This is a genomic window from Photorhabdus asymbiotica, assembly GCF_003634575.1.
In the GTDB taxonomy this organism is placed as follows: Bacteria; Pseudomonadota; Gammaproteobacteria; order Enterobacterales; family Enterobacteriaceae; genus Photorhabdus; species Photorhabdus asymbiotica.
Map to the genome: position 1 here is coordinate 372276 of NZ_RBLJ01000003.1, position 21641 is coordinate 393916.

The 21641-nt window shown below is 36.9% G+C and carries 23 protein-coding genes; 17 read left to right on the plus strand and 6 right to left on the minus strand.

Annotated features, from left to right (window positions below; all coding sequences use genetic code 11):
- Positions 1-29: 29 nt before the first annotated feature.
- Both dapD and BDD30_RS13905 read left to right on the plus strand, forming a co-directional pair.
- On the plus strand, positions 30-854 hold the full coding sequence (dapD, locus tag BDD30_RS13900) for a 2,3,4,5-tetrahydropyridine-2,6-dicarboxylate N-succinyltransferase (protein WP_012776829.1): 825 nt from the start codon (positions 30-32) through the stop codon (positions 852-854).
- Between the two features lie 212 nt (positions 855-1066).
- Positions 1067-1453, plus strand: coding sequence for a DUF3461 family protein (locus BDD30_RS13905; RefSeq protein WP_012776828.1), 387 nt, complete (start codon positions 1067-1069; stop codon positions 1451-1453).
- 64 nt (positions 1454-1517) lie between these two features.
- Here the strand turns inward: BDD30_RS13905 and BDD30_RS13910 are convergent, their stop codons facing one another.
- A complete protein-coding gene (locus BDD30_RS13910) occupies positions 1518-1967 on the minus strand; it encodes a flavodoxin (RefSeq protein WP_012776827.1) in 450 nt (149 codons plus the stop codon).
- Positions 1968-2627: 660 nt separating this feature from the next.
- Here BDD30_RS13910 and BDD30_RS13915 point away from each other — a divergent pair.
- Positions 2628-2969: a hypothetical protein gene (locus BDD30_RS13915; RefSeq protein WP_012776826.1), complete on the plus strand. Its 342-nt coding sequence runs from the start codon at positions 2628-2630 to the stop codon at positions 2967-2969.
- 232 nt (positions 2970-3201) lie between these two features.
- Here BDD30_RS13915 and truC read toward each other — a convergent pair whose 3' ends face one another.
- The 4 genes from truC to BDD30_RS23620 form a co-directional block, all read right to left on the minus strand.
- Positions 3202-3972 carry a tRNA pseudouridine(65) synthase TruC gene (truC, locus tag BDD30_RS13925; protein WP_012776825.1) on the minus strand — a complete coding sequence of 257 codons (771 nt, stop codon included), beginning with the start codon at positions 3970-3972 and terminating at the stop codon, positions 3202-3204.
- Position 3973: 1 nt separating this feature from the next.
- The gene (locus BDD30_RS13930) at positions 3974-4306 is read right to left on the minus strand and encodes a YqcC family protein (RefSeq protein WP_012776824.1); all 333 of its coding nucleotides are present in this window, start codon (positions 4304-4306) and stop codon (positions 3974-3976) included.
- A gap of 537 nt (positions 4307-4843) precedes the next feature.
- Positions 4844-5395: a SecY-interacting protein gene (gene syd, locus BDD30_RS13935; RefSeq protein ID WP_012776823.1), complete on the minus strand. Its 552-nt coding sequence runs from the start codon at positions 5393-5395 to the stop codon at positions 4844-4846.
- A gap of 110 nt (positions 5396-5505) precedes the next feature.
- Entirely contained in the window at positions 5506-5682 is a 177-nt protein-coding gene (locus BDD30_RS23620) for a hypothetical protein (RefSeq protein ID WP_170152962.1), read from the minus strand.
- 679 nt (positions 5683-6361) lie between these two features.
- Here BDD30_RS23620 and BDD30_RS24720 point away from each other — a divergent pair.
- The 10 genes from BDD30_RS24720 (at position 6362) to BDD30_RS13980 (ending at position 17548) form a co-directional block, all read left to right on the plus strand.
- Positions 6362-6484: a hypothetical protein gene (locus BDD30_RS24720; RefSeq protein ID WP_282958039.1), complete on the plus strand. Its 123-nt coding sequence runs from the start codon at positions 6362-6364 to the stop codon at positions 6482-6484.
- A gap of 342 nt (positions 6485-6826) precedes the next feature.
- Positions 6827-8146, plus strand: coding sequence for a B12-binding domain-containing radical SAM protein (locus BDD30_RS13940; RefSeq protein WP_012776822.1), 1320 nt, complete (start codon positions 6827-6829; stop codon positions 8144-8146).
- A 132-nt stretch (positions 8147-8278) separates the two neighbouring features.
- Positions 8279-9661 carry a hypothetical protein gene (locus BDD30_RS13945; protein ID WP_041381538.1) on the plus strand — a complete coding sequence of 461 codons (1383 nt, stop codon included), beginning with the start codon at positions 8279-8281 and terminating at the stop codon, positions 9659-9661.
- 76 nt (positions 9662-9737) lie between these two features.
- Entirely contained in the window at positions 9738-10373 is a 636-nt protein-coding gene (locus tag BDD30_RS13950) for a 2OG-Fe(II) oxygenase (RefSeq protein WP_041381537.1), read from the plus strand.
- Between the two features lie 58 nt (positions 10374-10431).
- On the plus strand, positions 10432-11853 hold the full coding sequence (locus tag BDD30_RS13955) for an AMP-binding protein (protein WP_049795182.1): 1422 nt from the start codon (positions 10432-10434) through the stop codon (positions 11851-11853).
- Between the two features lie 2 nt (positions 11854-11855).
- The gene (locus tag BDD30_RS13960; RefSeq protein ID WP_012776818.1) at positions 11856-12944 is read left to right on the plus strand and encodes a type III PLP-dependent enzyme domain-containing protein; all 1089 of its coding nucleotides are present in this window, start codon (positions 11856-11858) and stop codon (positions 12942-12944) included.
- A complete protein-coding gene (locus tag BDD30_RS13965) occupies positions 12937-14010 on the plus strand; it encodes a hypothetical protein (RefSeq protein ID WP_041381535.1) in 1074 nt (357 codons plus the stop codon). The genes BDD30_RS13960 and BDD30_RS13965 overlap by 8 nt, the downstream gene beginning before the upstream one ends.
- Positions 14011-14079: 69 nt before the next feature.
- Entirely contained in the window at positions 14080-15921 is a 1842-nt protein-coding gene (locus BDD30_RS13970) for an ABC transporter ATP-binding protein (protein WP_012776816.1), read from the plus strand.
- 36 nt (positions 15922-15957) lie between these two features.
- Positions 15958-17196 (plus strand): condensation domain-containing protein, encoded by a 1239-nt coding sequence (locus BDD30_RS13975; RefSeq protein WP_012776815.1) that lies wholly within the window; start codon positions 15958-15960, stop codon positions 17194-17196.
- 157 nt (positions 17197-17353) lie between these two features.
- Positions 17354-17548, plus strand: coding sequence for a phosphopantetheine-binding protein (locus BDD30_RS13980; RefSeq protein ID WP_012776814.1), 195 nt, complete (start codon positions 17354-17356; stop codon positions 17546-17548).
- On the opposite strand, the gene BDD30_RS13985 is transcribed toward BDD30_RS13980, so the two are convergent.
- The gene (locus tag BDD30_RS13985; RefSeq protein ID WP_041381472.1) at positions 17545-18576 is read right to left on the minus strand and encodes an IS630 family transposase; all 1032 of its coding nucleotides are present in this window, start codon (positions 18574-18576) and stop codon (positions 17545-17547) included. The genes BDD30_RS13980 and BDD30_RS13985 overlap by 4 nt on opposite strands.
- Before the next feature lie 248 nt (positions 18577-18824).
- On the opposite strand from BDD30_RS13985, the gene BDD30_RS13990 reads away from it, so the two are divergent.
- From BDD30_RS13990 to BDD30_RS14005, 4 genes are all read left to right on the plus strand, one after another.
- On the plus strand, positions 18825-19958 hold the full coding sequence (locus BDD30_RS13990) for a hypothetical protein (RefSeq protein ID WP_012776812.1): 1134 nt from the start codon (positions 18825-18827) through the stop codon (positions 19956-19958).
- Between the two features lie 72 nt (positions 19959-20030).
- Complete coding sequence (locus tag BDD30_RS13995) at positions 20031-20561, plus strand: GrpB family protein (protein ID WP_012776811.1); 531 nt, start codon at positions 20031-20033, stop codon at positions 20559-20561.
- A 25-nt stretch (positions 20562-20586) separates the two neighbouring features.
- Positions 20587-20988, plus strand: coding sequence for a hypothetical protein (locus BDD30_RS14000; RefSeq protein WP_012776810.1), 402 nt, complete (start codon positions 20587-20589; stop codon positions 20986-20988).
- 30 nt (positions 20989-21018) lie between these two features.
- Entirely contained in the window at positions 21019-21636 is a 618-nt protein-coding gene (locus BDD30_RS14005) for a 2OG-Fe(II) oxygenase family protein (protein WP_012776809.1), read from the plus strand.
- Positions 21637-21641: the final 5 nt, after the last annotated feature.

Consider the following 21641-nt stretch of genomic DNA (forward strand, 5'->3'; position numbering starts at 1 on the left):
TTCGGTTGATAACTAAGGAACCAGATGCAATGCAGCAATTAAAATCCATTATCGAAAGTGCTTTTGAAAACCGCGCAGCTATTACTCCAGCGACAGTAAACAGTGAAACACGTGATGCTGTTACTCAGGTCATAAATCTGTTGGATAGTGGAAAACTGCGTGTTGCAGAGAAAATTGATGGTCAGTGGGTTACGCATCAATGGCTGAAAATGGCTGTGCTGCTCTCTTTTCGTATTAATGAAAATCGGATCATAGATGGTGCTGAAAGTCGTTATTTCGATAAAGTTCCGATGAAATTCTCTGATTATGATCAGACAAGATTTGAACAAGAGGGCTTTCGCGTTGTCCCTCCTGCGGCAGCACGTCAGGGCAGCTTTATTGCCCGTAACTGCGTATTGATGCCTTCTTATGTCAACATCGGTGCTTATGTTGATGAAGGAACCATGGTAGATACTTGGGCAACGGTTGGTTCCTGTGCCCAAATCGGTAAAAACGTACATTTATCTGGTGGTGTTGGTATTGGTGGTGTATTAGAACCTTTGCAAGCCAACCCGACTATTATTGAAGATAACTGCTTTATCGGTGCCCGCTCTGAAATTGTAGAAGGTGTCATTGTCGAAGAAGGCTCTGTCATTTCAATGGGCGTCTATATCGGCCAAAGCACCAAAATCTATGATCGTGAAACGGGCGAAATCCATTATGGCCGCGTTCCTGCTGGCTCCGTTGTTGTCTCTGGCAACCTCCCATCAAAAGATGGAAGTTACAGCCTGTATTGTGCTGTCATTGTGAAAAAAGTGGATGCTAAGACACGGGGAAAAGTGGGCATTAATGAACTCTTAAGAGCGATAGACTAAACCTAAAAATATAGCGGATAATAAGTCCGCTATTTTTTTGCTTTTTATCATCTTTACCAATCTCAGTCAGTGTTATTAATACGGATAATCTGAACATGGACAACGTGCATAACCCACAGTGTACATAAAGTACATAAAGAGTTTGCATCCGTCCCATATTCAAAATGACGCATAAAATAACCAACTTGGAAAAATACCCTTAAGGTGGTGCCATGTACGATAACTTAAAGAGTCTAGGAATCACATATCCCGAAGAAATTGACCGCTATAGTCTGCGTCAGGAAGCTAACAACGACATTTTGAAAATCTATTTTCGCAAAGATAAAGGTGAATTCTTTGCCAAAAGCGTGAAATTCAAATATCCACGTCAACGCAAAACGGTTGCTGCAAACGATGCAGAACAAGGATACAAAGAGATTAACGAAATCAATACTAACTTACGTTATGTGATTGAAGAGTTGGATCAAATTTGCAAGCGTGATCAGGTAGAAATGGATTTAAAACACAAAATCCTTGATGATTTGCGTCATCTTGAACACGTTGTTGCCAATAAGATTGCCGAGATTGAAGCCGATCTGGAAAAACTGACTCGTAAATAAGGCGGTTCTATTAATCACACCGCTTATACCCTACCCGGTATAAGCAGTGTATTAAAAACCTGGATTACTCAACTAGCTCGCCCCACTGTTTAATCCAGGGCTGAGCAAACACTTCCGGTTCAGCTTCTTCCACTGCATCCACCAGAAGAATTTCACCAATTCTTATTGCGCCTTGCTCTTGTAGTAGCTCATCAAAAGTACGACCACCACCGCAAAAATTCTCGTAACTCCCATCACCCAAAGCGATAACGCCATAGCGTAATTCTGGCTGATAACCTAATTCATCTCTCAAGGAACAATAAAGTGGCTGAATATTATCGGGTAAATCCCCTTGCCCAGTCGTTGAAGTGATAACTAAAATCACCTGATCAAGATAGGATTGCCACTGCTCCAGCTCTCCTTCTTCAAATACTTCTATCTCATGACCCTGTTGTTCAAGGATCTGCTGTGCTTCTTCTGCAACTGCCAGGGCATTACCGTAAACAGTACCAACAAAAATACCAATTTTCGCCATAGCTTCTAATCTCTTTTTAAAGGAATTATTAGTTATCCTCGCTGACAACAACAGAAAACTCCCCTCTGCCCAAATTAGGCGATAAGGATAATGACACTGCCAGCTAAGAGCCTATCCCTCCCTTTCAGGCCGCCCTAAAGTGCGTTCAAAAGCTATCGCTTTTGCCGGAACACTGCCCAAGTTCACTCTTTATTACAAAATCGAAGCAAATAAAAGGGCTTTAATGGGATAGACAGTAAGTCGTCGTACCAAATATTGCCATTATTAAGTTCAATCTGTCATGTAAACAATATCCCGTCAGCACTAATGACTAACGATATATCTGCCAAACTAATTACAGGCAGATGAACTGATCAATGATGGTGGTTATTCTACACAAAACGGTAACAGCTGATGATCAAGATCATTGTTATCTGTGATAACTATTATGGAACAGCTAAAGTAAGACAACATTAAACTCAGTTATTTATTCGATAATAATTTAATGTTAACATTACTTCCTGAAACAAATTTAGCCATAATATTTTCATGCATATTAAAGAATACGACATGCTCTATTTCAATAAAAAATAGCAAAAACAAATCATTAATAAAGAGAGCAAATCACCATATTTAATAATAGAGCCGTTATGCTTAATATGTTATATAGTAGGTAATATCATGCAATTATTTTCTCTTGGATTCTGTCTACTTGGCATTATGATAAATTCTGGCATACTCTATTTGCTATTCACAATTACGGTATTTTTAGCTAATACAATTATGCAACCTGTTTTCTTCTCTTATCTAGGGTTATATTCAAAAAAAACACTTTATACTTTAGGTATGCAATCAGGAATTTATGTATTTATTACTATGATTATTCTTTTTTATACCATTTACTTAGGTGTTGGTATTGAAGAAATCGTTACTGGATTTACAATATTATTAATTTCTTCAGTAATTATCTCAACGCTTTTTCTTTCAAAAATAAATTTAAAAAACACTAATATTAACCAGTAAAATAAAACCATATATACCCAATAGATTTCGAGTTGCAGCGCGGCGGCAAATGAGCGAATCCCCGGGAGCATAGGTAACTATGTGACTGGGGTGAGTGAAAGCAGCCAACAAAGCAGTAACTTGAAAGATGAAGGTTATATTAGCAACCTTTATTCATAATATCTCAACCTTGCCTTATCTCTTAATTGCCTCAATTAAGAAATAAGGCAAAAGGGTATTCTTTGAAAATACGCTAATCTATAAAATTTTCTACCTTACTCACTTCATCATATTCCAAATCAGGGATAATACCCTGCCAACCAAACTGTTGAATTAAATGCTGCCACGACGCATCCCATTTTGCCGTAAGCGATAACTGCTCACCTGTAACAGGATGATCTAGCTTAAGATGACTAGCATGAAGCATTAACCGATTAGTCTGATAATGAGCGCTAATTCCTCTGTTTTGCCGTAAATCGCCATGTGTCGTATCACCAATAATTGGATGCCGAATATGTGCCATATGGCGTCTCAACTGATGTTTCCGGCCTGTTTTCGGCGTCAATTCCAATAAACTAAAACGGGATGTAGGATAACGACCAATTTCCACTGGACATTCTACTTTGGCCAGTGGGCGATAATAAGTAATACTCGGTTGCGCCCCTTTATCACTATCCGCAAATTTATCTGCGATCTTATCCAACTCTTCAACCAGAGCATAATCAATAACATCTGATTCCAGCACATAACCCCGCACAACAGCATGGTAGGTTTTCTGTAACTGATGATGTTCAAACTGTTGAGAAAGCTGACGAGCAATATCACTGGAAAGCGCCATCAATAATACGCCTGATGTCGGCCTGTCCAGACGGTGTACAGGGAAAACATGCTGACCAATTTGATCACGCAATGTCTGCATAACAAAGACTGTTTCGTGACGTGCCAACCAACTACGATGAACTAACCAACCAGCCGGCTTGTTAACCGCCACAATATGATCATCCTGATATAACACTTCCAACATATCAGGCATTATCCTGAATAAATAAACGATCTAATGCGCGAAGATGTCCAAGTAGTTGATGATAACGACCGGCAGTATCTTCTTTATAAGATTCCTCAAAATAAGGCGCAATAACGAATGCCGCCGGTAACCCCGCCCCCTGCTCCAATAACGCATACATTCTCGGAATTAATACCCACTGCAACCACTCTTCCGCTAACATCGTATCAATTGAAAATGGTTCAACACTTTCAAAAGCCTCCGCCTTAGGCGGATACTCCTGCCACAGGTTAATTTCCTTCATTGTTTTTTCAATTAATTGTAATATATGCAGAATTTGTTTTTCAGTACTCATATTTCCAGCCTAATAAATATTTGCCCGAAGCGACAAAGCTGATAAGAATATCACTGATATCGCTTAAGCTGAAAATCTTACTTTTTCCGTCAAACACAAAAAGAGAAGGGAGCGAACAAACGCTCCCTTTAAATTGATTATATAGCAATCCCGCTAATAGTTTGCTCCCTGCTCACTCCCTGATAAATTGTCCCTTAATGGTTATCCTTTACCCATCATTTTTATTTATATTGCATACGATCCAGTTATGCATTGTGTCAGTCATATTGACCATCATCACATAATCTATCCTTGAGAGATTGTAGGCAGAAATTCCTTTTCCTGCGGAAGACAGAATGAATTAATTCGATTTATGAAACAAGCCATATAAATGGAACTGTTAAGTCAGTGAAAAGGGGATAAAATCCGTAATTATTTATAGGCTATTGAAATAAAATAAAAATAATAAACCAATGTGAAACTCACTGTAGTAAACATTGATATCTCTTACATGAAGTGTAAGAGATATCTCACAAATGCTCAGTTAAAAATCCGGGCCTAACAAATGAAGACCGGTTTAATTGCACTAAGAAACCCAATTAAATCGGTAAACAGCGGAGTTCTCTTATTACTACCAAACTGCTCCAGGATCACTTCGCCGGTCAAATTACACAGAGAAATAATACTCATATCCGAATCTACAGTCGCAATGAACGCCGTTGGTGACAATCTTAGTCGCTTCTGCGTCACCAAATGCCCTATTAAGTTTTCCTGCAAACGGATAAAGTCCTCTTCACTCCAGACCTGAATCAAACTAAGTTGTTGGCCTTCAAACATTGCAGTCATATCACCAGCCAATTGGAAGGTATAAAAATCATGAATTGCTGGCTGCAATTGGATATCCAGTGCAACTTCAACTTTATTCAATTTATCTTCCGAAGGAAAAGGTCGCGGAAGCCAGTAAACAATGTCATCGCCAGTATGGGTAATACAAGGTGATGGCACACCATAAAGTTCACTGCTGGCAGGTGAAACTCCTGTTTCTTTTTGCCACAAATCAACATAACGACGGGTAAAATCAGCCAACGCCTCTGTAACATTAGAAATCATATTATTTTCAACCAGTAACTGTTAGGGTGTACTTAATATTTTGATATACAGGATGATATCTTCCCCAGTGACTGCTCACCGCCCTGTGCAGAGGTTTACGGCGGATTTTGCTAAAAACTCAGTAGAAGATTTCTGTCCAATAAACGCCATTGTACAACCTGACAGTACCATTCCTCCACAGATAAGCGCAGCCAGTGCAACCGACGTTTCAGCTTCAAGGCATTCATTCTATACCTGTTATCTTTCAAGTTGCCTCTTTGTTGGCTGCACTCACTCACCCCAGTCACATAGTTATCTATGCTCCCGGGGATTCGCTCCCTTGCCGTCGCGATGTATCTTGAAATCTATTGGGTATATAGTTAGATAAAATAAGGGTTGGATAAAAAAGTGACACATATCACATAAATTTGTAATTAATAATTTATAAATATACTTAATTTGTGATTCACATTAAATTTATTACACCATATTAATAAAACTCGTGTAAATAATTTAAATTATGTTTATATATACAAAGTTAAAAATAATAGATTACTTGAAGTGAATGACCAACACGCAAATATACTAGCAATAAGTCAAATATTTATTAACCTGTTATCAAAGATAATCAATAACTCTGATATCATGTGAAGGCACTATCTTATTTCAAGATGCGCATATATTTGAGTTAAAAAGTGCGTATCCGTTAGTTCTATTCCCTTACTTTGAAGGAAAACAAGCTCAATTTTATTAACATTCATGATTTAAAACAATCAAAGTAACTTATTAAATCATTTTTTCATGAAATTACTATTTATAAATTATGCTATCAGTCCCCTTAAAGAAATAAAATTGAACAACAGTGACAATCGTAATATGAAGCTATGACACGGAATTATTGTTACCAATCCATACGATATTACCCAATAGATTTCGAGTTGCAGCGCGGCGGCAAGTGAACGAATCCCCAGGAGCATAGATAACTATGTGACTGGGGTGAGTGAAAGCAGCCAACAAAGCAGCAACTTGAAAGATGAAGGGTATAAGTCATTAAACATGGTAATAAGTATCAATATAAAAAGCCTAAAAATGAACAATCAGCTTTTTTAGTTTCTGACGACGCCAAATGTTGCCCCAATTTTACTAGCAAAATCGACGACAGTTTCTTTTGTCATCAAAGCCAATAGACTGATTCAGTTATTTTTCGCAATTTGTAGTTTAACCAATACATTGAAGAAAGCATTGATATCCCAAATGGTTGTTTCAGGATTTGAGAACTTGACTCAAGGGCGGTAGCATTCTTATTTTCTTCTGCTGAAAAATTTTTTCACCGCTTTTCATGACGGAATGACTCAAGCGAAACCCATCAACCATTTTTAGTTTTCATACAAGACGGCATTCATTAATGAATGAGTGCTTTTCAATACCGGACTGTTAAAAACCAATTTTCTTATGAAAATATTGATCATAATTCCTCCTTATATACCAAGCTATTTTAATGCTGGTCACCATCTACCTATTTTCCAAGTTTCCGCTTTTATACGGAGAAACTTACCGAATGTCGATGTTCAATGTCTAGATGCAGCGGCATTAAATGTACACTGGAAGAATATATGCGAGCTACTAATTAATAACGAGTTCGATATTATTATAGCGATGAATGATTTTGATGGCATAGACACATTCCAAAGATTTGTACATTACTGCAAAAAATTATCCCCCAAAAGCAAGTTGGTAACATTTGGCCGTTTGAGTAAACAAAATCCATTTATTTTTAGACAATTTGGATTTGATGCAATTCATTATTCTGGCGACTATGAAGCCGCAATATTAGACTACATTCTGGGATTAAGAAACGGGATTACCGCATCGGGTTTTCTTGTCCAGGAACTGGGTATTTACCATAAAACGGGTGACGGGCGAATGCTTGATCCTACACAGTGGGTTTTTCCTAATGTCGAAGAAATTCCTTATATTCATTATGATAAAATGTATATTGATGATTTTAATAAATTTTGCGGCATTCCCCAACGCCGTGAGTTAGTCGTACCTGTAGCCAGAGGATGTAGCGTTGGTTGTCAATATTGTGATGTACCCGCAATGCAAGGCAATAAGGACCGACGCGTAACGGTAGATTGCACTTTAAATTATATTCAGGATACCTTTTCCAGACAGCCCTTTGACTATGTGACTTTTTATGCTCCTACTTTTACATTGAATAAACAATGGGTTATTGAACTTTGCCAACAGATAGAAGAAAGGGAAATGTCAATACCGTGGAAATGTGTCACCACCTTATCCTTCCTCAATGAACGATTGATAAAAGCTATGGCCCGTGCTCATTGCATCAGAATAAGTTTAGGCGTAGAAACCATTGAAAGTAACGTCGCCAAAAATAATTTACCAAAAATAAAAATCGATGCGTACAATAAACTCGGAAAAATTTCAAGAATTTGTCAGGAAAACAATATTGAACTTAATTGTTTCATCATGATGGGAATGCCTGGTGATTCAATTGAGGGTTTAAAAAATACAATTAAATATATACATGATAATAATGCCCGTTATCGACCAACTATTTACACCTCTTATGCGGAAATTACAGATGACATGCAACTTTTTGATGTATCCCTATTTAATCGACAACTGTTCGCAAACCGTAACTATAATGATATTGATGAAATTGAATATTATCGCCTTTTTCATGGTTTCGAATACCGGAAAGACTCTGCAATAAATAACAAAATATCAATAAATAAGGCAGCGAAGTAATAATATTATTTCTAATCCTCATTTAATGGTCGCAACCTCAATCATTATTATCGTATTAATATTACGGCTTATCATAAAAATAACAAAATTATAATAAAAACACCTACCCAATAGATTTCAAGATGCCGCGTGGTGGCAAGTGAACGCAGCCAAAAAAACAGCAACTTGAAGGATGAAGAGTATACTTCACTTATGAAATCATTAAAGGTAACACCCAGCCGACTGACGGGGGGAAATATCAAAGTTAGTGGCTTTAAACATGCAGTAACTTTAGTTATGGCTGCTTCTGTTGCTCTAAATAACAAAGTTATTATCCGCAATGTTCCCCATGTTTTAGATACCATTATTATTAGCCAAATTATCAATGAGCTTGGTGGCACTTGCATCCATAAAAATGATTACCTAGAAATCATATGTACTCAGTTAAACACACCAATAATTCCCCCTTTCATGGCAGATAAAATCCACGGTTCTATTTATTTGATTCCGGTATTACTGGGAAAATTAGGTCAAGTTACTTATCAGTCTTTTGGTGGATGTACAATAGGTCAGGGAGGTTCCAGACCAATTAAACACATGTTAAGTGTGTTAACACGCTTTGGTGCCAGCTTCTCGACTGCTGGTGAAACGACGACTGGTTATACTAACGGATTTAGTGCTTGTTCAATAGATATCATGGACTATTCGGATGTTGCCGATGAATTGACAGGCTCTTTGGTCTCCGGAGCGACTAAAACAGCAATTTTAGCAGCAATGTTTGTCACTAACGGTCAAACCGTGATTCAAAACCCCTATATGAAACCGGATGTTACCGAATTACTGGATTTCTTATCGACTGCGGGTTATCGGGTATCTGGAACCTCCAAAGAAATAATCATTGAACATGGTACTGTTGATTCTGCTGAGAATACTACGCGTATTATCGAAATGACGCTTGTATCCGATGTCTCAGAAATCATTACCTACCTTACTTTGTCTGTTTTGGCTAAAGTTTCCATTCAATTAGAATGCAAAAAAATTGAGAAAGTTCAATCAGGACTTTGTGCTGAAATAACACTGTTCAAGGAGATGGGTATTGATGTAAATTTCAATAAAGATAAAGTCTTTATCCTAAAGGTCCAGCAATTATATAAAAGTAAAATTATCGTCAAAAGCCACGGCATTTATAGCGACCATCAACCATTTTTTGCACTTTTAATGTGTTATGCTGATGGTCATTCATGCATAGAGGAAAGGGTCTGGGCAGAGCGTTTTGCCTATGTTCCTGAATTAAAAAAATTAGGTGCTAATATAGCAAAATGCGCTAACCGCATATCGATATTTCCCAACGTGTTACACGATAATCAAACCGAAGTTTTCGCCACTGACTTAAGAGCCGCCGCGGTCCTGTTAATTGCTTCATTAATTAGAGGCGGTGAAACAACAATTAAAGGAGCACACCACTTAGAACGTGGTTATAGCAATATGCTAGCTAATTTACGAATGCTAAATGCCAACGTGGAAACTATCGAATAAATTCAAACCCCCATCAGTCTTCCCTAGATGCTAATTTATAATTAACTAATAACCACAAATTAAATTGACTATCATGATGAATTTTTCTAATTTTAAAACGGGTACTCCTTGGCCATGGAGTTTAAGTGATAACATACTAGCAACTCCTGTTATTAATAACCTTATAGATAACTTTCCTGAAAAATATTTACAAATGTCAGAAAGAAAAAATGGCTCTGATAAGACTTATTTATGCAAGCAACTGAAAATTTACAGCGAGTTTGAAACTTCTCCGATATCCATTGAACTCAATAAATGTTGGTTAAACTTTATTGAATATATTAAATCGAATCAATACAGAAAGAATATAGAACGTATCACCAACTGCAAACTTGCTAACGGGAAAATTGAGATCATTTTAAACCAATATATTGAGAACTGTTTTATGTCCCCACATACTGACCGGGAACCTAAGTTAGTCACCCACCTGATTTATCTCAGTGGTAGTCTTGGTACCGATCTTGGCGGTGAATTTGTGGTCCACGATACTCATGGAAATGTTGTAAATATGATAGAACCCTACCCTGGAAGGTCTATTGTCTTCAAACGTTCAGACCACTCTCTACATTCCGTTAATGCCATGCGTAAAAATTATAAAAGAAACTCGATCCAAATAGTATTTTGGTCATCTCAACCTAAAAACTCACTTAAAGGAAGGATAATACATGCCTAAACGTATTAACGTTAGGTATTATCTTGCCAGAAACAGTGGATAAGAAAAAACCGTAAGATTGTTTGATGTTGGTAGAACCTCTCTGCGGCTCTGGGTTAAAAAAATCGGATATTTTATAATTACCATTATCCATTTTGAGAAAATATTACCGAAAATAATTGATGGTGAAATTTTGAGAATTATAACGAGTAAAGGCTTAGAGTTGGATTATTATGATGTAATAGAAAAAAGCAAAAATCTATCCTGCTCTATTTATAACATTCCTAAAATTTATGCACTCTGTTGCTGGTCAAAAGAAAAAATAGATTATATTTTTTGCTATGAAGCCGCACAGATTTTAGATATTCCTTTTATTCCTTTACCTTCATCAATTGAATTCAGTTATGTAAAATCACTAATCCAATCTCTCCCTTTTGCTGTTGCAGTTTATAAAGATAATAACATTATACCATTCAATAATACTCACACTCATCTTGTTTCCGATTGGTTACAGCTGGCAAGACTCTGTTTTTTTACTTCAGGTTCTACCGGAGATAAAAAATTGGTATTTCTGTCTGATAACAACATCAGCACAGCAGTTTCATCTATCCAAGAAAAATTAAAATATTCTCACACGGATCGAGTGATAAATTTCCTGCCGATGGCTTTTGATTATGGCTTTTATCAATATCTTCTAGTCAAAAATATTGATGCAACTATTTGTCTTATTGATGAAGGTATGTCAATCTCATCCGTAAGTTTTATCGACAAATTTGATGCATCTATTTTACCTATTGTCCCCTCTATGGTTACAGCACTTATTCCGCTTTTTAGAACACGATTTAATGGTGATTCAATCAAGAAAATAACTTCTACCGGTGAAGCCATTTCAACTGGTCTGATTAATCAGATAATCGATTTATTTCATAAAACCGAATTTTACACAATGTACGGACTAACTGAATGTAAAAGAGTCAGCATTTTACTGCCCGATGATAAACCTGATTTTCCAGGGTCAGTTGGACAGGCAATTTCCTGCGCAAGAATAGCTATTGATAATCCTGATTCTCAAGGCAGAGGAGAAATTATTGTTTCAGGATCAAACGTTGCACTAGGAACACTTTCTTTTATGCCTTCTGGCGAAATTATTCGTAAAAACTTCCATGGAACATTAAATACCGGAGATTTAGGCTTCACTGACAGTAAGGGATTCTTATATGTTGAAGGAAGAAAAGATTCACAAATTAAAATCTTGGGTCAAAGAACCAGTGCCGTAGAAATAGAAAATGCGGCATTGTCCATCCCTGGTATAATAACCTGTAAAGCCTCCGCCGACGCTTCTGGATGTTATTTGCAATGCATCTCTGATAACACGATTACAATACAATATATTCGTCAATCTCTGATTAAACAGCTAGGTACAATTGCAACTAAAATAGCTATAACTATCTCAACCCACTTAGATATGACTGCTAATTATAAATCCAAGAGGCCGGAATAAAGATGAAACATTCTACTACCCGATTTATTTATCGTCTTAGCGAAATTAAAGAACGATACAACGAACTAAAATCATCAATTCCTGCCCACAGAATTTACTACTCTATTAAAGCCAATCCTAATATTGAAATTTTAACGTTTATATCACAGCTGGGCTTAAAGGCTGAAGTGTCATCACCAGGAGAGCTAATTATTGCAATAAACGCAGGTTTTAACCCCGCTTACATTGTTTATGGCGGGCCAGGAAAAACCATTAAAGATATCGACTTTGCAGCAGAAAAAGGCGTGAATTATTTCAGTTTGGAGTCACTCTCTGAGCTTGATAAACTTGATATCGTTGAAAAACAAATCGGAAAAAATTTTAAACGGATTCTACGCTTATTCATTCCTAACAATAATGGCCGCTTAAATATGATGATGCCAAATTCTAAATTTGGTATCACTCTTGAAGAAGTGAAAAATTACGTCGCAAATGGTGATAACGATGTGTATGGCATTCATCTTTATAGTGGCACACAAATAAACGAAACTGGATTCAGAGCTTCTGTTATTCAAACCAATCAAATTGTATCTGAAATCGAATCCATAATTGGATATAAATTAAAGTATGTTAACTATGGCGGTGGCCTAGAATGGCCATTTATGCGCTCTGGAAAACCCATTATTTCCCCTACTAAAGTAGAAGGTATTTTGCCTGATATCGAATCATGCTTTGAGTTCGGAAGATATCTTGTTGCATCATGTGGTATTTTAGAAACAGAAATTTTAGATGTTAAAGAAAGAAATGGTTATCAAATATTGATCATAAGTGCCGGTATAAATATTTTAAATGGGATTTCAGCTAGTGGCCGATTAATCCATCAACAGCCGGATTTTCATGTTTCCAATAATAAAAATAACAATATCATGCTACCTACAGCTATATATGGTCCTCTATGTACACCAGTCGATTATTTAACCCTAAATACGTTATTACCGCAATTATTCCAAGGAGATATACTAACGATTCCTAATTGTGGCGCTTATGCTGCTAATACAGGGATTTCAAATTTCCTCATGCGAGAACCAGCCCAGGAGATTACTGTTGAATAATAATATTAAAAACTCCCATGAGTCTATTCTTAGGACTTTTGGACTAAAATATTTTCAGACCTGTGATTACAATAATGAGTTTCCTCGTGAGTATTTTAATTCATTAAAAGCCAATAACCTACTTTATCACCTTATTACTGATTATGAATCTGCTAATCTCTTCAGTTATATAGCGCATCTTATTGGTCAATACTCTATTTCTGCATCCATTTGCTGGGTTATGCATAACCAACAGATAAATACAATCCGTCAATTATCTCCGAAAATATATGAACAGCTTGTGCGTGATCAATCATTAATTGCTTCTGTAACTTCTGAATATAATGAAATAGCGAGTAATGTTCTGTCTGAAGAAAGGGATAAACTGAGGGTGATACGCAGCGCTCCGGTCTGTAGCTATAGATATGATGCTGATTTTTTTGTTATTTCCATGCAACATAAAGACATAACGCCTTCTGACAGATATTTAGTTTTACTGCCAAAGGAATACGTAAAATCTACTAGCGGCTACCCTCTGAGCAGCAATAGATCAACCTCTAGCGGTCCAATTGAGATTGATACTTATATCAATACTGAGCAGATAATAGGCAACCTTTCAACAATCTTTGCATCAACTTTTGTTCCAATTGCGCACATTGGCTGGATGTCTTCTTATAATGGTGGACTAGAAGGTGTCCTTAGTCGAATAAGATCCTCTTTCCGGAAAAAAAAGAGTCTGTTGAGCAAAAAGTTATCTGATGCCTTATTTCGAAATCGTATATCCCAGGTCATCGCTTTAGAATATACCAACAGATGTCTTATTCAGGACTGCTTATACAAAAATTACAGTATCTCTGATACTTCTCGCAAACTTTCTTTAAATGTTATCAAAACAGAAACTGCAAGAAATATCCGTAATGCATCATATCTTCTTGAAGAAGCACTAGGTTTAAAATATACCATGACACCTTTTGATGAGTTTGGCGCTGAAATATTCTGTCGCGATGCTAAGTCTGCCAGTCTAATGGTTCATAATGATAGGTTTTATCAAGATATTTTCGATTTATGGATTTTAAAAATGACCTAGTAAAATATAACAAACAATTTATTCATACCAGTATCTTTCTCATAATCCAAATTATAGATAACGCTTGCTATGTTTAAAAAACTTAACATTAATAATTGGTTTGCTAACTGGATTAAGCCTTTTAATTCTATTGGAAGTATGCCACCAGATTCATCCATTAAATTCATTACTCATTATTTAAAACAGGCAAAGTTGCCTATTTTTTTCATGTTACTGTTGAGCGGTTTTGTTGCCGGAATAGAAGCGGGTATGTTTTATTTTATTGGCCATATTGTTGATATGCTCAATACTTCTCCCAAAGATTTATCTGCACTAATCGCATTATACGGCACTGAGCTTTTTATCATGGCTGTCATCATAATCTTTATAAGAACGTTATTCACTTGGTTATTATCGCTAATTCAGAATTTAACCATCACACTGGGTTTCAGTATGATGGTACGCTGGCAAACATATACCTACATAATTCAACAAAGTTTGAATTTCTTTAACAGTAACTTAGCCGGTTCCATAGAACGTAGAGTCTGGGATGCGGGTGGTTCTATCGTGAATTTAATCAACACGCTGATCCAAACGCTATGGTTTATTATTATATATACATTGACTACCATATTCCTCATTGGCAAAACTGAACCCATGATAGCGGTTACGTTACTCATCTGGGTTGCTATTTATTTTGCGATTGCATTCTTTTATGTTCCCAGAATCCGTAAGTACGCAGTGCAACATTCTGACAGTGGTTCAAAAGTAAAAGGTGCAATTATAGACAATTTTGCTAATGTCGTTACTCTGAAACTTTTTGGTGCTAATAGTCAAGGTTCAACTTTTGTCAGAAATAACTTCGACGAATACTATTCAGATACAAAACTACTTACCGGTAATATCTCAAATGCCACCAATTTAGTTACATTATTATCAGGTTTAATGATCGCCATGACGACGTGGATTTCATTTATCAGTTGGTCAGATAACGTATTAACAACCGGCGCAATCGCTTTTACACTGGGCTTAGTGTTACGGTTAAATACCATGCTTTCTGGCCTATTGTCGCAACTAAATCTTCTCATGCGTCATATTGGCGCTCTGCAAAGCGCCGCCAAGCTAATATCAAAACCGCTTGAAATAACTGATGCTCATGACGCAACAGAATTAAAAATATCCACAGGGGAAATCGTTTTTGAAAATATCTGCTTTGGCTATCGTTCAAATAAGACCGTAATAAATGATTTAAATCTTAAGATTAGACCCGGTGAGAAAGTCGGTATTGTTGGTCCATCCGGCTCCGGTAAGACAACAATTCTCAACCTACTTTTACGTCTTTACAACCCCAACTCTGGCAGGATTCTGATTGATGGACAGGATATTGCTAAAGTCACACAAGTCTCTCTGCGTAATGAAGTTGTCGCTGTTACCCAAGAAGGCGGGTTGATTCACCGTTCTGTCCGAGACAACCTTATTCTGGGTAGAGATGATATTAGTCAGAATGATATAGAAATCGCGGTAAAACTTGCCAGAGCTGACGAATTCATTCAAGACCTTGAAGACAAAAATAAACGCAAAGGCCTTGATGCTTTTGTTGGAGAAAGAGGAATAAAACTTTCCGGAGGCCAACGACAGAGGATAGCCATAGCCCGAGTTATGTTAAAAGACGCTTCAATTTTCTTATTTGATGAAGCCTCCTCGGCTTTAGACAGTGAGATCGAAGCAGCTATTCAGCAAGAGATATTGTCTAAAATGGAGGGTAAAACGGTTATTATGATTGCTCATCGTCTTTCCACCATTACTTCAATGGATCGATTAATCGTCTTACGAAAAGGTGAAATCGTAGAACAAGGAACTCATGACCAGTTGCTTAATGCAAACGGCATATATAGCAGATTATGGAAACTCCAGTCCGGCGGATATCATTGATCCCGTGTTTAACTTCATTAATACAGGTAAATCACAATGACAATAAATATTGCTCCCTTTCAGTATTATATGCTCGAATATGAAAAAATTTTCCTTGCCCGACAAAATAATGCCGCAATTCTTTATGAATTGCCCAGTGATGTATCAGATTTACAAGTTAAAATAGCCGCTTTAGGTATTTTTGAGTTATTTCCAGCATTAAAGTCAGTCTTTAAGAAAACTTCCGGCGAATGGCACGCCTCTCTGAATACAAAAGATGTCTCTCTATATTATTCAGAAATAGAATGCCATGAGGATGAGCAAATTACGGAAGCAGCCAACAGGATTTTCCATGACTACAATTATCACCTTAATATTTCGGAAGGCCCATTAACGCATTTTATTCTAATTAGAAAAGATACGGAACGTAATCTCCTTTTTATTGGAAATCATCTTGTCTATGACAAGCTGTCTTTAAGGAACATAGAATCCAGTATGTGGAAATTACTTCATAATAAAACCGCCATCTTACCCCATTGCCGTTTTCTAGATTGGACGTCTGAAGTTACACACTATCTCCATAATGACTTCCATAAAGATATTTCTTACTGGCTAAACACTGATTGGAACAAATCAGCTCAACTTCCTGTATTTCAACATATTGAAACTAAACCTGCGACCAGAAAAAGCTGGACAGTCCAGTTTTCACCTTCAGCCAGTCAATATCTTCTTTCTTCAATGGGTACTTCTATCACATTAATTGATATCCTGCTGGCTAAACTTAATTTAGCTGTCTCTGAATTTATGTCCTCTTCTTCTCTGTCTGTCGAGCTATGGGATAATGGACGAGACTCTCTCAAGGATAGATCTTCCGTTGGGCCTTATACTTCTTTTTGGCCTATTCTCATTAATAAGTCTTCAGGTTCTTTACTGGACGAAGCAAAAAAGATTGGGTACACAAGAGCAACAGTACCACCTAAATATGGCTATCTATTAGGGCGTTTTAAAGGAAGAAGCGAATATGAACGACGCCTTTTTGAAAGTATCCCCACTCCTCAGTTTAAAGTAAATTTCCTTGGACACATATCGGGAACGCGCAGAAATACAAAGAAATTATTAAGAATAACTAAACTACCTTCATGTATTCCTATTGATCATTTAGCGTATTCCCATATATCTATTATCTTTTCTGTTGAAAATGGTATTGTCACCATGAACTGGTCACATTCTTCCGCAGCACACAAAGAAGAAGATTTAAAACAGATAGCCAAAATAATGATTGATATGTCTCTTTAGACCAAAAATAGAAGTGTATCGGATCATTATTGGTCAATATAAAGGAATAAAAGCCGGGCGGTAACAAGTTCATAAAATAGATCGATTCATATATTTCCAAAGTTACCAGCACTCATTTGAAATATAAAAATCACCTTTTCATATAAGAGCTTATATAATGATAACTGTAGAAGAAGTCTGCGCGCAAATCTCAATGATTGTTCCTGATGTTACTGTTAATCCAGATGATAAACTGGATGAAAGTGGAATTGATAGTATGACGTTGGTACGATTAGTTTTGCAACTTGAAAATGAGTTTGACATTATGATTCCTGATGCATTATTAGGCCCGGAAACATTTATACCCGCTTAACTTGAAGATGCAGGATTCAGAATCTGAAAATTGTCATTAATACGGCGTGACAGACTCCCGGCAAGTTCCGGTAATATTTCCGTAAAAAAGTGATGTATTGCCTGCCTGAACAAGGCCGCCGAGGCGAAGTAACGATTATTTCTGACTTGTTCATTCATCACTTTCCACAGCCTTTCTATCGGGTTCAGATTTGGGCTGTAGGGCGGTAAGTAATGAAGTTCAATATTCATCACATAAGCCCAGTCTTTCACCAACTCACTCCGGTGATAACCGGCTCCGTCAAGGATAATATGAACCTTCTGACTGACCGGATAGGTTTCACGCAGGGCAATGAAGAATTCTGCGATGTGATAACTGTCGATACGATCATATTCGTGTACGACTGTTTTGCTGATATCGGCCAGATTCAGGGCTCCCATCAGGTTCAGACGGGTACGGCTTCCCGTGGTTTTCACTACGGTTTTCTGGCCTTTACGCATCCAGCCATAAGCCAGTTTCGTCCCCTGAGTGGGATGGACGCCATCAATGAACAGGATGGGCTCATTGTCTCCGGCTTCCTGCTTGAGTTTCCCGTAGGTTTCTATAAAGGCCCGCTGCTGTTCCGCGTTGAACTTGTGTGGCACGCCGGTCGGTTTTTTATAACTAAATCCATTGTGGTGCAGCCATTTATTCATGCCGGGAACGGTGTAACTGATATTCCACGCTTCTTTGACAAGGTGGATAACCGCCTGTGTGGTGGGCAGAAGATTCGCGGTCAGATAAGCGATAAGTTCCTTCGTCTGTGTTTCGCTGAGGTGGCTCTGAGAGCCGCCATTGTCGGGCTTGAGTTTGCGGTGATTAAGGTAATCGCTGATATGACGATTAACGGTCATTTCATGCAGGCGCAGGGCCTGAGCGATCATGACAGAGCTCCAGCCCTCAGAGGCCAGCAGGACCGCTTTGATACGATCACACTCCCGCTTATCACGGCAGGTGTGATGAAGGTGTTCAAGTTCGGCTTTTTGTTCGTCGGTAATGAATATTTTCATGACGGATACCCTGAACCTCATTTGGGCGAAAATCAAGCAGTTTCAATGAGCACGGGTATAAAACGCCTCGCAGCATAACCAATGCGTTGAATATGAGTAAAGAATAAAAACGAGCCATATAAAATGACTACCAACCTAATTTTAATAAATCAGGAATTTATAATTTTCTATGATAATAATTTAAACGCGTTAAACTCCTAACCTATCCATTCTTGAGAATACACAATACTATGAAAGGCAATAATTAGATGCAACATATCCGTTTAAGCTTTGCAGGAGAATTTATAAGCATATATGGCAATACAGATATATGTGATAACGTCCAGGACTGTTTGCTACCCGCATTTAAAATCCATGGCAATGCTGATGTACTGAAAATATTGTGCCATTTTGAACTTAACGCTGTAGATAACCTTCACAGCGTTATTCGTGAACTGAACATCGAATTGGATTACAGTAAACCTCATCGCCTTCCTCCAATATTAATGACCGATGAAGTACTGGGTGAAGGAATGAGGATTTTAAAATATGACGGGCAGACTACAAAAATATTGTGTGAAAAGACACCTGAACAGGATGAAATTCTCATCGATATTAGTCAGCAAGGTACAAACTGGAAGATCACATACGAGCGAAATAATATGCTAGCGGGTAGAGCTATTGTTCGTATGATAAAATATATCGTTGGCTGCGCTCTGTTTAAAAAAGGCTGTCTATTTTTTCATGCCTCTGGCATTAACTATCATGGACAAAATTATATTTTCTATGGTGTTAAAGGTGCAGGAAAAACCAGTACCATGTTTAAATCCTGTTTTCACTTGGGTGCAAGTTTTTTATCAGATGATATGATTGTCGGCTGGCTTGATGGTGACGAATTAAAATTCTCCGGCTGGCCTAAACGTGTTGGGCTGAACTTAAGTGCAATTAGCCACGATCATTTGTGTTCATTGGATATTAATTCTAACCGTCCCCAAAACATCTCCCCTGATGAGATTTATCGATATGCGGGACAACATTTACCGCCGGATGAGCGAAAACGACTTGAATTTGACACAAAAGAGTTTATAAATATTTTTAAACTTAAATATCAAGGAGATAGAAAAAATGCCATTTTTATAAACCTGAAATTTACAACCCGTGATATATTTTCAATTGCCGCACAAGATCTTAAGCATAGTGAATTATTCCTAGAAGAGAAAAATATAAAATACTTTATTGACTACTTGTCTATTACCCCCAAAATAACGCAAGACATTAGAGAAAAAGTGAAAATGAAGCTTAGTAAATTACCCTCTTACGGTTGTTGCTATAGTTATAACGATACGGAAAATTTCGATTTATTCTTTAATAAAATTATTAAATTTTGCAATAATAGACAATAAGAAACTTTAATGAATATAATTAACATTAACACTTATTACTGAATAACCATATACCTTGATGGAATAAAGCATATGATAAAAAGAATAATTGAAGTTGTTGAGTACGATTCACAATGGCCTGCATTGTATCAAACAGAAGCAAATTTATTAAATAATATACTTAACGGAAATATATACCGAATCCACCACATTGGTAGTACCAGCGTCGAATACCTCGCTGCCAAACCAATCATCGATATTTTAGTGGAAGTCAATGATATTAACGAACTCGATAACTATACCGATATTATGCAGTCTCATGGCTATAAGGCCAAAGGTGAATTCGGCATCACCGGCCGGCGCTATTTTCAAAAAGGGGGTAACAACAGGACACATCAGGTACACGCATTTAAAGTCGGCGATCCACAAATCGTAAAGCATTTAGCTTTTCGTAATTATTTAAGAAGACATCCCCATATTGCAAAAGAATATGGCGATCTAAAAAAACAAGTAGTAAAAATCTGTAATAATGATATAGACAAATATTGTCATGGTAAAGAGGCATTTATCATTCACCATCTTGTTGAAGCCCTTAAAGAATATCCAAATTATATGACTGAATAAACGCAAGCTAACAACCGGTAAAAAAATGTTTAATATATCTGAATGCAATCAAAAAAAATCGAAAATTACAGACTTTTACCAATTAATTTATCAAAGGAAACAGTACGATAGTGCTAACGATATCCTGGCAGAAAACTATTCTGGATTTTTTCTTAAATATCCACAAGTCAAAGGAATCAGTGATTTTATAGCTAGCGTAAAAACATTTCACTCAAATTACAGTAATATTTCTATTGATATAGAAAGATTTTATTTTAATAACGAAAATGAGGTTTGTATTATAGCTAATATGAACAGGACACGAAAAACAAGTGTTAATTCACATTTTAGTGAGGAAATTTCCGAAAAGCTTAAGTTCATTGACATATATGCCTTTGATGAAAAAATCAGAATCACATCAAGGCGACATTACAAAATAAACTCTTAATCTCAAAATATAAATTATTCGAACAACAAAATGATTGATTTTAATGCAATAAAAAATGCCGAGTTATTGGTTAAACCTTTTAAAGTTGGCATCACAACCAATCTATTTACTGATCCCAAGCCACTTTTTAAGTCTTATCCCAATAGTGGTTTTCACAATATAGAAAAAGGAACAGAACATGAGAAACAGTACCGCTTTTCAGTTCGTGAAATCACCACTTCCGATCTTGAGAATGATTTTAAAAATCTCGGGAAATGCTGGCAAATTCTATATCAGGAAGTTTCTAGTGTTCAATATCGAGATGCTATTCTTAAAGCCATAGATTTGGATATATCGGGACTAAAATTCAAAATGGGATTTTATAAATATTACCGTACTGGTGATTGGATTTCACCTCATAAGGATAAACCTGAAAAAATTCTGAATCACGTGATGTTTTTTAATGAAACCTGGAATTGTGCCAATGGCGGACAATTTTTAGGTTTAAGATCACAAAATATGGATGATATTGTTTTTGAAGTTGAGCCACTAGTCGGTAACTCAGTGTTTTTTGAACCGAGAGAAAATTCGTGGCATGCTGTGAGGCCATTACTCTGTGACCAGCCACGGCTTTCTGTCCAGATTGAAATTTTCAGAACTCAATTTTAATGTGT